The 13,990-nt window shown below is 57.1% G+C and carries 12 protein-coding genes; 2 read left to right on the top strand and 10 right to left on the bottom strand.

What is annotated here, in order from left to right:
- Positions 1–560 precede the first annotated feature (560 nt).
- Genes puuE through P4L78_RS12410 form a run of 3 tightly spaced genes read right to left on the bottom strand, consistent with a single transcriptional unit; the run spans position 561 to position 2,965 of the window.
- Positions 561–1,487: an allantoinase PuuE gene (puuE, locus tag P4L78_RS12400; protein ID WP_309328372.1), complete on the bottom strand. Its 927-nt coding sequence runs from the start codon at positions 1,485–1,487 to the stop codon at positions 561–563.
- A gap of 16 nt (positions 1,488–1,503) precedes the next feature.
- Positions 1,504–2,235, bottom strand: coding sequence for an aspartate/glutamate racemase family protein (locus tag P4L78_RS12405; protein WP_309328374.1), 732 nt, complete (start codon positions 2,233–2,235; stop codon positions 1,504–1,506).
- A gap of 31 nt (positions 2,236–2,266) precedes the next feature.
- Positions 2,267–2,965 carry a GntR family transcriptional regulator gene (locus tag P4L78_RS12410; RefSeq protein ID WP_309328375.1) on the bottom strand — a complete coding sequence of 233 codons (699 nt, stop codon included), beginning with the start codon at positions 2,963–2,965 and terminating at the stop codon, positions 2,267–2,269.
- A 340-nt stretch (positions 2,966–3,305) separates the two neighbouring features.
- Between P4L78_RS12410 and P4L78_RS12415 the strand changes: the two genes are divergently transcribed.
- Positions 3,306–4,745, top strand: coding sequence for an NCS1 family nucleobase:cation symporter-1 (locus tag P4L78_RS12415; RefSeq protein ID WP_283150792.1), 1,440 nt, complete (start codon positions 3,306–3,308; stop codon positions 4,743–4,745).
- Positions 4,746–4,990: 245 nt separating this feature from the next.
- On the opposite strand, the gene P4L78_RS12420 is transcribed toward P4L78_RS12415, so the two are convergent.
- The 7 genes from P4L78_RS12420 to P4L78_RS12450 form a co-directional block, all read right to left on the bottom strand.
- On the bottom strand, positions 4,991–6,037 hold the full coding sequence (locus tag P4L78_RS12420) for an OmpA family protein (RefSeq protein ID WP_283150791.1): 1,047 nt from the start codon (positions 6,035–6,037) through the stop codon (positions 4,991–4,993).
- A 396-nt stretch (positions 6,038–6,433) separates the two neighbouring features.
- Positions 6,434–7,093, bottom strand: coding sequence for a 3-oxoacid CoA-transferase subunit B (locus P4L78_RS12425; RefSeq protein ID WP_309328377.1), 660 nt, complete (start codon positions 7,091–7,093; stop codon positions 6,434–6,436).
- Position 7,094: 1 nt separating this feature from the next.
- Complete coding sequence (locus tag P4L78_RS12430) at positions 7,095–7,802, bottom strand: CoA transferase subunit A (RefSeq protein WP_309328378.1); 708 nt, start codon at positions 7,800–7,802, stop codon at positions 7,095–7,097.
- An 81-nt stretch (positions 7,803–7,883) separates the two neighbouring features.
- A complete protein-coding gene (locus tag P4L78_RS12435) occupies positions 7,884–8,660 on the bottom strand; it encodes a 3-hydroxybutyrate dehydrogenase (RefSeq protein WP_309328379.1) in 777 nt (258 codons plus the stop codon).
- A gap of 39 nt (positions 8,661–8,699) precedes the next feature.
- Positions 8,700–10,091, bottom strand: a complete 1,392-nt coding sequence (locus tag P4L78_RS12440) for a GntP family permease (RefSeq protein WP_283150787.1) — start codon at positions 10,089–10,091, stop codon at positions 8,700–8,702.
- Between the two features lie 430 nt (positions 10,092–10,521).
- On the bottom strand, positions 10,522–11,091 hold the full coding sequence (locus P4L78_RS12445) for a hypothetical protein (protein WP_309328381.1): 570 nt from the start codon (positions 11,089–11,091) through the stop codon (positions 10,522–10,524).
- A gap of 252 nt (positions 11,092–11,343) precedes the next feature.
- On the bottom strand, positions 11,344–13,401 hold the full coding sequence (locus tag P4L78_RS12450; RefSeq protein WP_309328382.1) for a S46 family peptidase: 2,058 nt from the start codon (positions 13,399–13,401) through the stop codon (positions 11,344–11,346).
- Between the two features lie 378 nt (positions 13,402–13,779).
- Between P4L78_RS12450 and P4L78_RS12455 the strand changes: the two genes are divergently transcribed.
- On the top strand, positions 13,780–13,989 hold the full coding sequence (locus P4L78_RS12455) for a hypothetical protein (RefSeq protein ID WP_283150784.1): 210 nt from the start codon (positions 13,780–13,782) through the stop codon (positions 13,987–13,989).
- Position 13,990 lies beyond the last annotated feature (1 nt).

A 13,990-nucleotide genomic window follows, 5' to 3' on the forward strand; every position in this document is an offset into this window, starting at 1 on the left:
AGCAACAGCAACAGCAACAGCAACAGCAACAGCAACAGCAACAGCAACAGCAACAGCAACAGCAACAGCAACAGCAACAGCAACAGCAACAGCAACAGCAACAGCAACAGCAACAGCAACAGCAGGAAACCCTTGCACACCAATCACATCGTCATTCCCGACCTAGGCGGTCCCCTTGGCGGAAATCCAGTACAACGTCGGCAGCCAGTAGCGGCAACAGCAAACAAAGACCGCCAGCCAACAGACGACGTGCTTTTCCTCCCCTTTCAGGCGCCAAGCGAAGCAAGATTGCCCCGGGCTTTCGGGTGACGCTTGTCCGACGCCCGCTTGCGGGCTAGTTCGTCGACCCGCCGGGGCAATCTTGCGAAAGTGGGGGTATCCAGCCGCAGGCTGGACGCCGGTGCGGGGTCGCCTTCTTTTTGGTTACTTTTTCTTGGCGAGGCAAGAAAAAGTATCGTGCTCCCGGTCACCACCGGGTATCAAACCAAACCGTGCCGCAGGCACCCCATCTCTTCACATTGCAATGCTGGCCCAACCGCCAGCGGCGGGCTCCACCCGCCCTACACATCCTTAAACGGATGCTCCGCCCGCCAATGCTTCGCCACATCCACCCGCCGACAAACCCAAACCCGCTCATGTTGTTCAATATGATCCAGAAAACGCTGCAACGCCCGCATCCTCCCGGGGCGGCCGAGTAAACGGCAGTGCATGCCTATGCTTAGCATCTTTGGGCTGTCTTCGCCCTCGGCGTACAGCACATCAAACGCATCTCGCAGATAGGTAAAGAAGTCATCACCCTGCGAGAACCCTTGCGGTAGCGAGAAGCGCATGTCGTTGGTGTCTAGCGTGTAGGGCACGATCAGGTGCGGAGCCGTTTCGCCATTGGTTTTGGTAACGGTGGTCCAGAACGGCAGGTCGTCACCGTAGTAGTCGGAGTCATACAAGAAGCCGCCGTAATCGGCCACCAGTCGCCGGGTATTGGGGCTGTCGCGGCCGGTGTACCAGCCCAGCGCGCGCTCGCCGGTCAGGCGTTCGACGATGTCCATGCCGATCTGCATATGCTCGCGTTCTTGCGCTTCGGGCATGTCTTGATAGTGAATCCAGCGCCAGCCGTGGCAGGCGATTTCGTGGCCCAGTTCGACAAAGGCGTGGGTCAGTTCCGGGTTGCGTTCCAGCGCCATAGATACGCCAAAAATGGTCAACGGTAGACCGCGTTTTTCAAACTCTTTGAGAATGCGCCATACCCCAGCGCGTGAGCCGTATTCGTAGATCGATTCCATCGAGAGATGACGGCCCGGAAAGCTGGCCGGGTTGAACATCTCGCTCAGAAACTGCTCTGAGCCCGCATCGCCATGCAGTACACAGTTCTCGCCACCCTCTTCGTAATTGAGCACAAATTGCACGGCGATCTTTGCTTTGCCCGGCCAGTTGGCGTGGGGCGGGTTGCGGCCATAACCGATCAGATCGCGTGGATAGTGTTGCGTCATAAAGTGGTCCGGGTGGTTAACGGGAGTAACGCGCAAAGTCGCCGCTGAAGGGTTTGGCGGGCGGAAAGTCCAGATCGCCGTGTTTGCTGGTTTGCAGTTTCAGTGTAACCAGTGATTCGGCCAGCGCCACCGCTGCGGTCACGCCTTCGATCACCGGTAAACCCACAGCTTGGGCGATCTGTTCGGTGAGATCGGCCATGCCGCCGCAGCCCAGCACAATCGCGCCAATGCCGTCTTCACGCCGGGCGCGCAGGGCTTCTTCCACAATCAACTCAAATGCCGCTTGTGGATTGCGTTCCAGCGCCAGTACAGGGATTTCCGCCGCACGCACGCGCCGACAGCGGTTGGCCATACCGTATTCATGTAGCAGACGCTCAGCCACGATCCCGGTGCGGCCCAGCGTGGTGACCACCGAAAACCGTGTGGCAATCAAACTAGCCATGTGAAACGCGGCTTCGGCAATGCCGATCACCGGGGCGCGCGTCAGCTCGCGGGCGGCGTACAGGCCGGGGTCGCCAAAGCAGGCGATCACGTACGCATCGGTGCCAGTCGCTTCGCCCGCACGAACTTCATCGCATACACCCACGGCGGCAATGGCTTCGTCAAAGTGCGATTCAATCGACACCGGGCCGCTGGCCGGGTTCACCGCAATGATTTCGGTCCCCGGTCGGGCCACGGCCAGCGCCGCGGCGCCGATCTTGTCAGTCATGCTGGCGGTGGTATTGGGGTTGATGATGCGTAGGCGCATGGTGGTTCCTGGCAAGTCGTGGCTAGTCGGGTTATGCAAGTCCCGTGCCACGGCGGGCGATGGTGCTCAGTATGGCTTTCAGGTCTGGCTCTTCATCTTCTACCGCAAAGCTGCAACTGCGCTCGACTTCCAGCAGATGTTGGTCCATCCACTCCACGGCGGCTTTGGTTTCGCGGGTGCTGATCAAATCCAGAATCTGTTCGTGTTCGGAGTGGCGGCATGAAACAGCAATCGGCGCGCCATAAGTGGCGATGATCAGCGACGAACGCGCGACCAACTCCCGTAAAAAGTGCGCCAACGTGTCGTTATCGGCAATACGGATCAACGCCAGATGAAACTCGCCGGAAAGTCGAATGGCGGCGGGACGATTGCCGCTTAGCTGGGCTTCATCCTCGCGCAGCATGATCTCGCGCAAGGCCTTGATTTGATTGGGCCGGGCGTGGCTGATCACTTGTGGCAAAGCAGCGCATTCAATCATGCGGCGGGCGGCAAAGACCTCACGCGCCTCTTTCACCGATGGCTGCGCTACCGAAGCGCCCTTGTTGGGGACAATATCCACCAGCCGCTCGTGCGCCAGTCGCTGCAATACCTTGCGAATACCAGTGCGCGATACGCCAAAAGTTTCTGCCAGTTCATCCTCTGGCAGGCGGGTGCCAGGGGGGAGTTGCACCTCAAAAATGGCGGCGTGCAGGTTCTCGTAAATGGCTTCGTCACGCGTTTTTGCGGACATGCTGACTTCCTTTTGTTGCCCGGTTCTGGTGCGATTGCACCGTTTTGTGTCGTATTTTGTATTCTTATTTTCTAATTATTGTATACAAAATTAATGCCAATTGCGTAATGCGAATCGTAGCACTGAAGCGCGTTGCAATGGGCTTATGGCCGTTATTCTTTGTATCAGGCAAACGCTGGAACGCTTTTTGCTGGTCATCTTACTGCAGACCTTATGCGCAGCGAATGACCAAAGTGGAATCGCTGCTACCGATTGTATACAAAGTGAGTTGCGCTGAATCCTGCCAGAAATGGCGGTGAGCAGTGTGGCAAAAGTAAATCAACAGGTCAGGAGTCATTCCATGTCTGAGCAAACTCCAGCCGGTTATAGTGACCGGCTTTACAACGAAGATCTGGGCCCGCTGAAAAAGCAGGACTGGAACTGGTACAACATTTTTGCTTTCTGGATGTCGGATGTACACAGTGTTGGTGGCTACGTGTTTGCCGGTAGCCTGTTTGCTTTGGGTTTGTCGAGTTGGCAGGTGCTGGTGTCGTTGATCGCCGGGATCTGTCTGGTGAACGTGTTTGCCAATCTGGTCGCCAAGCCTAGCCAGAAAGCCGGCGTGCCGTACCCAGTGGCTTGCCGCATGGCCTTTGGCGTGTGGGGTGCGAATGTGCCGGCGATCATTCGTGGGCTGATTGCGGTGGCCTGGTACGGCATCCAGACTTTCCTTGCTTCCAGCGCGTTGACCATTGTGCTGCTGCGCTTTTTTCCGGGTCTGGAAACGCTCACCCATAGCGCCTTTGCCGGGCTCAGTTATCTGGGCTGGCTGGGGTTCATGATCATGTGGGTGCTGCAGGCGCTGGTGTTCTGGAACGGCATGGGCACCATCAAACGCTTTATCGACTGGGCTGGCCCGGCGGTGTACGTGGTGATGCTGTGTCTGGCTGTCTGGATTGTGATGAAGGCCGGTCCAGGCAAAATCACCTTTAACCTGGGTGAAGTGAAATACCATGGTTTGGCCGTGATTGGCCCGATGATCACCGCGATTGCGCTGGTGGTGTCGTACTTCTCTGGCCCGATGCTCAACTTTGGCGACTTTTCGCGTTACGGCAAATCGTTCAAGGAAGTAAAACGCGGCAACTTCTGGGGTTTGCCGGTTAACTTCCTGGCGTTCTCGGTGGTCACCGTGGTGATTACCTCGGGCACCATTCCGGTGTTCGGCCAGATGATTACCGACCCGATCCAGGTTGTGGCCAAAATCGACAACACGCTGGTGGCGGTGCTGGGCGCGTTTACCTTCGTCACCGCAACGATCGGCATCAATATCGTTGCCAACTTTGTTTCGCCAGCGTTTGATTTCTCCAACGTCAGCCCCAGCAAAGTGTCTTTCCGCGCGGGTGGTTTTATCGCGGCCATCGGCTCGGTGTTTCTCACACCGTGGAACCTCTTTAATTCACCGGACGTAATCCACTACACGCTCGATACGCTGGCGGCATTCATTGGCCCGTTGTTCGGGATTTTGCTGGCGGACTTCTACCTGGTGCGCAATCAGGAGATCGTGGTGGACGACTTGTACAAAGACAAAGCCGGTGGCGCGTACTGGTACGACAACGGCGTAAACAAGCGCGCGTTATATGCGCTGGTGCCGTCGGTGGCTGCCGGTTTGCTGATTACCTTTGCCGGGATCAAATCAATGGCCGACTTCAACTGGTTTATCGGTTGTGCGCTGGGCGGGATTTCTTATCTGGCAATCATGAAGAGCCCGGTGTTTGTACGGGCGGCACGCCAAGTAGCGTAGTTGCATTCGGGAAGATGAGCGCGAGGGGTAACTCTCGCGCTCTTTGTTTTTGGCGCTACAGACATGTGGGCGATGTGTCGAGTCATTGCCAGGCATCACCCAATGCGTACTTTCCCCTTCGCTTGAATTCAGAGAAGTGAGCCGCGCGGTCGGGATTCAGCTTTGCAAATCCAGCCCAAATAAGAACGGCCAGATTGCATGGTGTGCAACCTGGCCGTTCTTCCCGGCAATACTCTAAAAAACGCTTATTGCGCTGGTGTCACTGTTTCTTCATGCACACCTTGCGCATCAATCTCTACGCGACGATCTGGCGCCAGGCACTCAACCAGCTTTTTGTGACCCTTGACCTTGGCGCAAGTGTCGCCAGTAACCGGGTCTGCCTCGCCTTTACTCTGGGCTTCAACCTTGTCAGCAGGAACACCCTTGGACACCAGGTAGTCCGCAACGGCTTTGGCGCGGCGATAGCCGAGATCCATGTTGTATTTCTCGCTGCCGATCCGGTCGGTGTAGCCGATCACGATGGCTTTACCTTCTTTTGGATCGAGCGATTTGACTTGGTCATACAGCTTGTCCAGTGCGTCATGGCCCTCAGGTTTCAGATCGGCCTTGCCAAACTCAAACAGCACGTCAGTTTTGAGCGAGAAGTGCTTGGTAACCACTTGCGGTTCCGGTGCCGGAGTTGGTGCCGGAGCTGGCGCTGGCGCAGGTTCGGCTACCGGCATAGGAGCCGGAGTCGGGCTGCCAAAATAGTAGTTCAGGTTCAGCGTCAGACTGTTGCTCTTGAACTTCATGCCGTGATCAGACGGCTCGGTCGCGGTCCATTCGCCAGCCAGACCCCAGTGAGGTGCCAGTTTGTATTCCAGCCCCAACCCGCCGTGAAAGGCGTTACCACCAAAGTTGTTGCTCTCGCCGGAACCATTAACCCGACCGTAGCCCAGTTTGGCGTACGGCATCCAGCGATCAAACGGCAGACCCAGTTTCAAGTCCGCACCACCCAGGTTGGCACCGTACTGGGAAGTCATGCCGCTGCCAGGCCCGTCGTGAGCGCTTTTGTCGATATAGTCATAAAAGCCGCTAAACCCGACCAGGAAGTTGTCCCACTGCATGTTGTAGCCGAGCTCGCCACCACCTGTAAAAGCATCGTTGCTGTGGGTCGCAAAATTGCCGTCGGTTTCCGAGCGGTTAATACCCGCTTTCAGTCCCCCAAAAAAGCCGGAAAAATCATCGGCGCAAAGGGCTTGAGTACTGATCAGCCCTGCCAGAATGGTCAGGCAAATACGTGCTTTCTTCATCTTTTTGCTCCTACTCTTGCCTTGAAGGTCTGTCGGGCCTGGCCATTTTGGCGAAGCGCGGCACCAATAGGTTGATTGCGTTTGTAATGGCAACCTGCTTCGGACTATAGGTACCCGGCAGTGCAACAAATAATTACAATTTGGTATCAGCAGACGTACGGTAGGGGAAAGATTTTTTTGTATTTTTTTTGCAACACGGATGGCAAGGGCTAATACCACCTGGACAAGTGGTATTGGAGCAGAGCGTAGCAATAAATTTGTAAGAATAGCCTGACAATTGAGTGTGGATAAGAGATGAACTGGCACCACAGCTTAACCCTGCGGTACCAGTGGTATTACAGGGGTGAAGAGCAGCGGGCTCGCGCGTCGCCGCAAGAAAAGCAGGCACTGATCTGGTTAAGCGACTAAGCCAACGGCAAACTGTAACGCCACACCCGTCTTCGCCTGGGCCTCTTCAGCGCTGACACCGGGTGCCAGTTCCAGCACATGCAGGCCGTCTTTGCCGACTTCCAGTACGGCCAGATCGGTGATGATCAGATCGACCACACCGACGCCGGTTAGCGGGAGGGTACATTCCGGCAACAGCTTGATTTCCTGAGTACCATCCTTTTTCTTTGCCACGTGTTCCATCAACACGATCACTCGCCCGACGCCGGCGACCAGGTCCATCGCGCCGCCCATGCCTTTGACCATTTTGCCGGGGATCATCCAGTTGGCCAGGTCACCTTTTTCGCTTACCTGCATGGCACCGAGGATGGCCAGATTGATCTTGCCGCCGCGAATCATTCCAAACGAATCGGCGCTGGCAAACGTGGCCGAGCCAGGCAGGGTAGTGATGGTTTGCTTGCCGGCGTTGATCAGATCGGCGTCGACTTCATCTTCGGTGGGAAAAGGGCCAATGCCCAACAGGCCGTTTTCGGATTGCAACCAGACTTCCACTCCATCCGGCACATGATTGGCCACCAGTGTGGGCAGGCCAATGCCCAGGTTCACGTAAAAGCCGTCCTGCAATTCTCTGGCGGCACGCGCGGCCATTTGGTCTCGGGTCCAGGCCATATCAGCTTTCCTTTGCCACACGCACAGTGCGTTGTTCGATACGTTTTTCGGGGCGCGGGTTGTGGATCAGTCGCTGCACAAAGATGCCCGGCGTGTGGATCTGGTCCGGGTCCAGCTCGCCAATCTCGACGATAATTTCCGCTTCGGCCACGGTAATGCGTCCGGCGGTGGCCACGTTGGGGTTGAAGTTGCGTGCAGTGCGGCGAAATATCAGATTGCCCGCCTTGTCAGCCTTCCACGCTTTGACCAGCGAGACATCGGCCACAAGCGCGGTTTCCATTACATACATCTTGCCGTTGAACTCGCGGGTTTCTTTGCCTTCAGCCACCAGCGTGCCGTAGCCAGTCGGCGTAAAAAACGCTGGAATCCCCGCGCCGCCTGCCCGCAGTTTTTCGGCCAGCGTGCCTTGCGGGGTGAATTCCAGTTCCAGTTCGCCTGCCAGATACTGGCGCTCAAATTCTTTGTTTTCGCCCACATAGCTGGAAATCATCTTGCGAATCTGTCGGCTTTCCAATAACTGGCCCAGGCCAAAGCCATCAACTCCGGCGTTATTGGAAATCGCCGTCAAATTACGCACGCCGCTGTCACGCAAGGCGCTAATGAGCGCTTCAGGAATACCGCACAAACCAAAGCCACCGACAGCGATGGTCTGGCCATCTGCGACGATATCGGCCAGTGCCGTGCGGGCGTCCGGATAAAGTTTATTCATATCTGGTTGTCCAGTTCTGGTGTGCCACGGTTGCCCCGCCAATCTTGATCAGCCACCCAGCAAATCCGAAAGATGTGCGCTTCATTGCGCCGTCCACCCGCCATCCATCGCCCATGCCGCGCCACGCACTTGCGCGGCGGCATTGCTACTCAGAAACAGCGCCAGTTCACCCAGTTGCTGTGGGGTCACAAACTCAGCCGAAGGTTGTTTTTCGATCAGCAGGTCGCGAGTGGCTTGTGCTACGGAAATGCCACTGGCCGCTGCCCGATCGGCAATCTGTTTTTCCACCAGCGGCGTTTTTACCCAGCCGGGGCAGATGGCGTTGCAGGTCACGCCGGTTTGCGCCAGTTCCAGCGCGGCGGCTTTGGTTAAGCCAATCAGCCCATGTTTGGCTGCGACATAAGCGGACTTCTGCGCCGAGGCCACCAGACCATGGGTGGATGCAATATTGATGATCCGGCCCCAGCCCCGTGCCTTCATTCCATCAATGGCCAGCCGCATGGTGTGAAAAGCCGCCGAGAGATTGATTGCGATCACCGCATCCCAGCGCTCTGGCGCAAAGTCCTGCACGCTGGCGACATGCTGAATGCCCGCGTTATTCACCAGGATATCCGCACCGCCGAACTCACTTTCAACATAGCGCATCAGATCGGCGATTTGGTCTGGCTGAGCCAGGTCCGCACCGTGATAACCCACGCGCCCGGCATAACGGGTGACGCTTTCCTGCGCGGCCAGCACGTCGCCAAAGCCATTGAGCACCACGTTGGCACCGTGGGCCGCCAGCACTTGGGCAATGCCCAGGCCAATGCCGCTGGTCGAGCCGGTAATCAGTGCGGTTTTGCCTTTAAGGTCTGTCATGAGTGTATGTCTCACAAAAAATGAAGCTGGATATCCGTCTCACACCAGGCCGGTGAGGTAATACACGCTGATCACAAAGAACACCGCCACGGTCTTGATGAGGGTGATGGCAAAGATGTCGCGATAAGACTCACGATGGGTCAGCCCGGTGACCGCCAGCACAGTAATCACCGCGCCGTTGTGCGGCAGCGTATCCATGCCGCCCGAGGCCATGGCCACCACGCGATGCAGCACGTCCAGCGGGATATGCGCCGCATTGGCGGCCTGGATAAAGGTGTCTGACAATGCCGCCAGCGCCAGGCTCATGCCGCCCGAGGCCGAGCCGGTAATCCCCGCCAATGTGCTGACGCTGATCGCGGCGTTCACCAGCGGATTGGGAATGGCGCTCAGGGCGTGGCTGACCGCAATAAACCCGGGCAGGGCGGCGATCACACCGCCAAAACCGTATTCCGAGGCGGTATTCATGGCGGCCAGCAAAGCGCCGGAAACGGCCTGCTTGCTGCCTTCCATCACGCGGCTGCGAATGGTGCGAAAAGCCGTGGCCAACACAAAGATCACGCCAAACAACAACGCGCCTTCCACTGCCCAGATGGCCGTTACCGCCGGAATAACCGTGGTGACTGGTTTGGCCAGACCCGGCAAAGCCAGCGTGTGACTGGCGCCGTACCATGCCGGAATCAAACGGGTTAATGCAAAGTTGATCACGCCGATCAGCACCAACGGCGCAATCGCTAGCCAGGGCGAGGGCAGATTGGAGGTATCCACCGGCGCGGGTTCGTTAAGCAGATTGGTGCCGTAACCTTCCCCCGAGCGCATCAGCACCCGGCGACGCCAGTTCAGATACAGCAGGCCCACCACAAAAATGAACAGCGCACCGGCCACGCCCAGCCCCGGCGCAGCCCACGTGGTGGTCTTGAAAAAAGTGGTCGGGATGATGTTCTGGATTTGTGGCGTACCGGGCAGTGAATCCATGGTGAACGAGAAAGCACCCAGCGCAATCACGCCCGGAATCAGTCGCTTGGGGATATTGCCCTGGCGGAACATCTCGGCCGCAAACGGGTAGACCGCAAACACCACCACAAACAGCGAAACGCCGCCGTAGGTAAGCAGGGCGCAGACCACTACGATGACGGCAATGGCTTTCTCGCGGCCAATCCAGCCAATGACCGCATTCACGATGGATTTGGAAAACCCGGATAGCTCGATCAATTTGCCAAACAGCGAGCCCAGCAAAAACACCGGGAAGTACAGTTTGACGAACACCACCATCTTTTCCATGAAGATGCCGCTGAACACCGGTGCAACCAGCGTCGGATCAGTCAGCAGCACCGCACCGAGCGCGGCAATGGGTGCCATCAGAATCACGCTGTAACCGCGATAAGCGGTGTACATCAGCAAGGCCAGTGCGGCTAGAACAATCAGCAGAGCCATTTACTCCTCCAGTGGCGATATTTTTTTTGCCGTTCTGTCTGACGAGGAATTCGCCAGTCGCACATATTCAGTGCGCCACCGGGTAAAAGCAGATTTTGTACCAGGAAAAAATGAACTACATATTGAGGGTTTACGCGGCTCGGCGTGGGAGTATCGGGAAGGGTTGTCTCGAAACGTAGACGATTCGACGATTTGTGCGAGCGCAGCAAACTGATCTAAATCAGTAACTGCAGCGCCGAAAACGCGGTTTTGTCTCGATTTGTGGACGAAGTCTCCGAATAGAGACGAATTATGATGTAGCTAGTGAAAGCGCAGCGGGCAATGGCAATAACGGGCGTAGCAAAACACAACGGCTACCCGATTTGCCCGCAAGCAAAGGAGTAGCCGTTAGATGTCATGTCACCAGCCTGATCGCCGGCGAGCGAGGGCGTTACAACAGCGAATTGATCAGACTTTGATTTAGCGAAGCAGTGGTCACTTCGCTGGCTGCCTGCGGATCGTTCTGCAGGATTTGCGCCCACTGGCTATCCAGTGAGGTGGTGCTGCCTGACGCCGCCGCAGTGGCTGAACTGGAGCTGCCAGAATTGCCTTCCAGCTCACTCAGTAACGAATCAAAGCTGCTGCTGCCTGTGCTGGCGGCTGCGCTGCTGCCGTCAAGCAGGCTCAGCATGTCGCTCGAACTGCTATCGGTGCTGTCTGCCGAATCGCTGGCCAGCAACGGGTCGGTCATGGTGTTTTGCGCCAGAATCTGGTTCAGATCTGACAGCAACCCGGCGGAAGTATACGTCGTCGCATCGCTGTTATTGCTGCTGTTTCCCAACGAGACGGTGGTGCTGGGGCTGGCGACAGCTGTCGTCGCGCTGCCGCTGGTGACTGATTCTTCTGCGGCCAGTACATCGTTGAGCAGACTGTCGGTAGTGGAAGTGCCTGAACTGGTGCTGCTGGAGCTAAGGCTGGCCAGCAGCGACGAAACTGAACTGGATGAAATGCTGCTGGTCATGGCCATACTCCCCGAGTCGATATCGATGCCACTCAGGGCAACTGGCGACATGAGTGGATTGGCCGCCCAGAACGGACGGACCTGGCTGGCATTGCACCAGAGCCATGTATCCCGCGTTTGTCCAGGTTCCGCTGATTTGTATCGCTGACGTATCAGGGCGTCTTAAAGCGACCACTGGCATGCGGGGAGCATCATTTGCGATGCCCGGCCGACACGCCAGCAGTCTCAGCTTTCCACGCTGCGCCGTATTGTTTATGGGGCAGTCATTTCCTTGACCAGCGCACCGGCGCCGTAAATTTTTTCCAGCGCTTCCAGAATGGCGCCGCTGTGTACCGCGACAGACCGGTTCAGCGTTTCATCGTAATAAAACGCGCCGCCCAGCGAATGGATATTGCCGTCGAAAATCAGCCCGACAATCTGGCCGTTGCGATTGATGACCGGGCTGCCGGAATTGCCGCCGATGATGTCGTTGGTGGTGACGAAGTCCAGTCGTTGTTGCAGGTTCAGCCGGTCTTTGGCCGCCAGCCACGACTGCGGCAGGGCAAACGGTTCGGCACCGGTGGCGCGACCAAACAAGCCAGCCAGGTCGGTATATGGCGCGATGTCGCGGCCATGTTCCTTCCAGCCGCGTACCTCACCATATGACAAGCGCAGCGTAAACGTGGCATCCGGATAAACGCCGGTACCGGCTTGGGCAAAGCGGGCCTGGGCGATCAGTTCGGCATTCTTCTGCTCGACCGATTCCACGCTGTCTTCGTACTGCTTGCGGATTGAACGCGCCGCCGGGTCGACCAGGCGCGCCAACACGATAAACGGATCGTTCGATGCTGCCACCGCATTCTTGCCGCCTTGCCACAAGGCCTTACGCGCAGCTACATCGCCAAGATGCGTGCCATTGACCAGTTGTGCGGCCACTTGTGCTGGCGATTGCTTGCCCAGCACCTGCTTGACGAATGGATCATCCGCGCCCAGCAATTCGCGCATTTTGGTTAGCGAAGCGGTCAGCCGCGCCTGTTCAAAGTCCGGGTAGATCGGCGCGCTGGAGAACAACCGTTGTTCCAGCTGCGGCAGTGCTGATTCATTGAACTCAGGCAGGCGTTTGGCATTGGCCAGCGGGCGTTCATCACCACCACGCAGCACATCGCGGGCGATATCAAAGTAGCGGCTATCAAACGCGATGCCGATTTCTTTGGTCAGGTAATCGTTTTCCAGATCACGATATTTCAGTTCGGCCTGGGCAATGGCATCCCATGCGCCACCCACTTTGGCCTGCAGCGCCGGATTACCGGCCACAAAGGCGCGCAGGCTGGCTTCGTCTTTGCGCTTTTGTTCCAGCAGCGCCGGGTTCAACAACGCTTCCAGCTGGCCGTAGCGGGCTTTGTAGGTATTTTCCACGCCAAACAAATGCGTGGAGGCGACGCGTGCGGCTTCATCGCTGCTGCGGCTGTACTCGGTGAGCATGCCGCGCATTTGCGACAGCCGTAACAAGCTGTGCACCAGGCGCACATCACGCGTGGTTTCCAGTTGGGCCACCGTGAGCAGGCGCTGCGTCATGCCGGGGTTGCCAGTCACAAAAGTCAGTTCACCCGGTTGCGCGCCATTGCGATTGAGCGGGAAGTAATCCTTCACCACCGCCGGTTTACCGTTTTCATACGCCCGCAGCAAAGACATATCCAGGTCATAGCGCGGGAAATTGAAGTTGTCCGGATCGCCGCCAAAAAAGCCCATGGCTTTTTCCGGGACGAACACCAGGCGCACGTCCTGATAGCGGTGATATTTGTACAAGTCGTAGCGGCCACCGTGATACAGATCGACCACATCACAGCGGGTAGTGGTTTTATCGTCGCCTACGCAAGCTTGGGCCAACGTGGCTTTGACGGCGTTCTGCGCTTGTTTGAACGCGCTGCCATCCAGCCCTTCGGTGGCTTTCTTTACCGTGTCGGTGACGTCGGTAATCTGGTCCAGCCGGTTCAATTCGATTTCCGGGCAGCGGACTTCCTGGCCAGGCGTGGCGGCCAGAAAGCCATCGTGCACATAGTCTTTTTTGGCCGTCGACAGTTGTTCGACGCACGACAGCGCGCAGTGGTGATTGCTTAGCACCAGTCCGCTGGGCGAGATAAACGACGCCGAGCAGCCACCAGCAATACGCACCGACGCATGCATGACCTTGTCGATCCAGTCCTGCTTGGGGGTGAAGTCATATTGCTGCTGGATACGGGCGGTGGGCAGATTATCCAGCGTCCACATGCCTTCGGCCGCGAAGCCCAAGGTGGGGAGTAAAAAGCTGCTTAAGATCAGTAATTTACGCAAGGCAGACTCTCTTTGTATGAGCTTTGATCCAGTCCGTTCGCTCGCTTTGGCCGGGTCTGGCTATCCGGGATTGCGGGTTGGCTCCGGGATCAGGCGAGGAAGACTGCGGAGGAGGTGATGATTGCAGGTAAAACCAGTGCCGGGCCATTTTCGCGAATGCTCACGTCCAAGGCCAGTATGACTGCTGAATCTGTCTGATCCACCCCACCAGCGGTCACGGCGGCGGATTTGCTCCGTTACTTATTAAGTTATTTTATGCATTACGTACAAATACTAAGCTGAATTCACCTTTATTCATGACCCGATCACACTGTGTTCATTCGCTGCTACCGAGGGTTCGGATTGGCGGCTTAACAAAAAAGAACATCGGAGATCATCATGAAACGCACTCTTGTCATTGCACTTGTTGCTGTTGTAGTCGGTTTTGCCGTGATGGATGCCGTCGAGGCAGCGCTGGCCTTTGAAACCAGAATCCACACCATGCTGTCGCTGGCCGAGACTGGTGCCGCAGTGTCGGATACCGCCGCCGTCGCGCAGAGCGTCGCTGGCTCCATGCCGGCTTCCATGTCTTTTCTGCGTGGGGAATGAG

The sequence above is a fragment of the Silvimonas sp. genome (genome assembly GCF_031291215.1).
In the GTDB taxonomy this organism is placed as follows: domain Bacteria; phylum Pseudomonadota; class Gammaproteobacteria; order Burkholderiales; family Chitinibacteraceae; genus Silvimonas; species Silvimonas soli.

What these genes read in the sequence shown, in the direction of transcription:
- puuE (WP_309328372.1), bottom strand. Translation starts at nt 1,487, where the DNA reads ATGACGCAACACTATCCACGCGATCTGATCGGTTATGGCCGCAACCCG.
- P4L78_RS12405 (WP_309328374.1), bottom strand. Translation starts at nt 2,235, where the DNA reads ATGCGCCTACGCATCATCAACCCCAATACCACCGCCAGCATGACTGAC.
- P4L78_RS12410 (WP_309328375.1), bottom strand. Translation starts at nt 2,965, where the DNA reads ATGTCCGCAAAAACGCGTGACGAAGCCATTTACGAGAACCTGCACGCC.
- P4L78_RS12415 (WP_283150792.1), top strand. Translation starts at nt 3,306, where the DNA reads ATGTCTGAGCAAACTCCAGCCGGTTATAGTGACCGGCTTTACAACGAA.
- P4L78_RS12420 (WP_283150791.1), bottom strand. Translation starts at nt 6,037, where the DNA reads ATGAAGAAAGCACGTATTTGCCTGACCATTCTGGCAGGGCTGATCAGT.
- P4L78_RS12425 (WP_309328377.1), bottom strand. Translation starts at nt 7,093, where the DNA reads ATGGCCTGGACCCGAGACCAAATGGCCGCGCGTGCCGCCAGAGAATTG.
- P4L78_RS12430 (WP_309328378.1), bottom strand. Translation starts at nt 7,802, where the DNA reads ATGAATAAACTTTATCCGGACGCCCGCACGGCACTGGCCGATATCGTC.
- P4L78_RS12435 (WP_309328379.1), bottom strand. Translation starts at nt 8,660, where the DNA reads ATGACAGACCTTAAAGGCAAAACCGCACTGATTACCGGCTCGACCAGC.
- P4L78_RS12440 (WP_283150787.1), bottom strand. Translation starts at nt 10,091, where the DNA reads ATGGCTCTGCTGATTGTTCTAGCCGCACTGGCCTTGCTGATGTACACC.
- P4L78_RS12445 (WP_309328381.1), bottom strand. Translation starts at nt 11,091, where the DNA reads ATGACCAGCAGCATTTCATCCAGTTCAGTTTCGTCGCTGCTGGCCAGC.
- P4L78_RS12455 (WP_283150784.1), top strand. Translation starts at nt 13,780, where the DNA reads ATGAAACGCACTCTTGTCATTGCACTTGTTGCTGTTGTAGTCGGTTTT.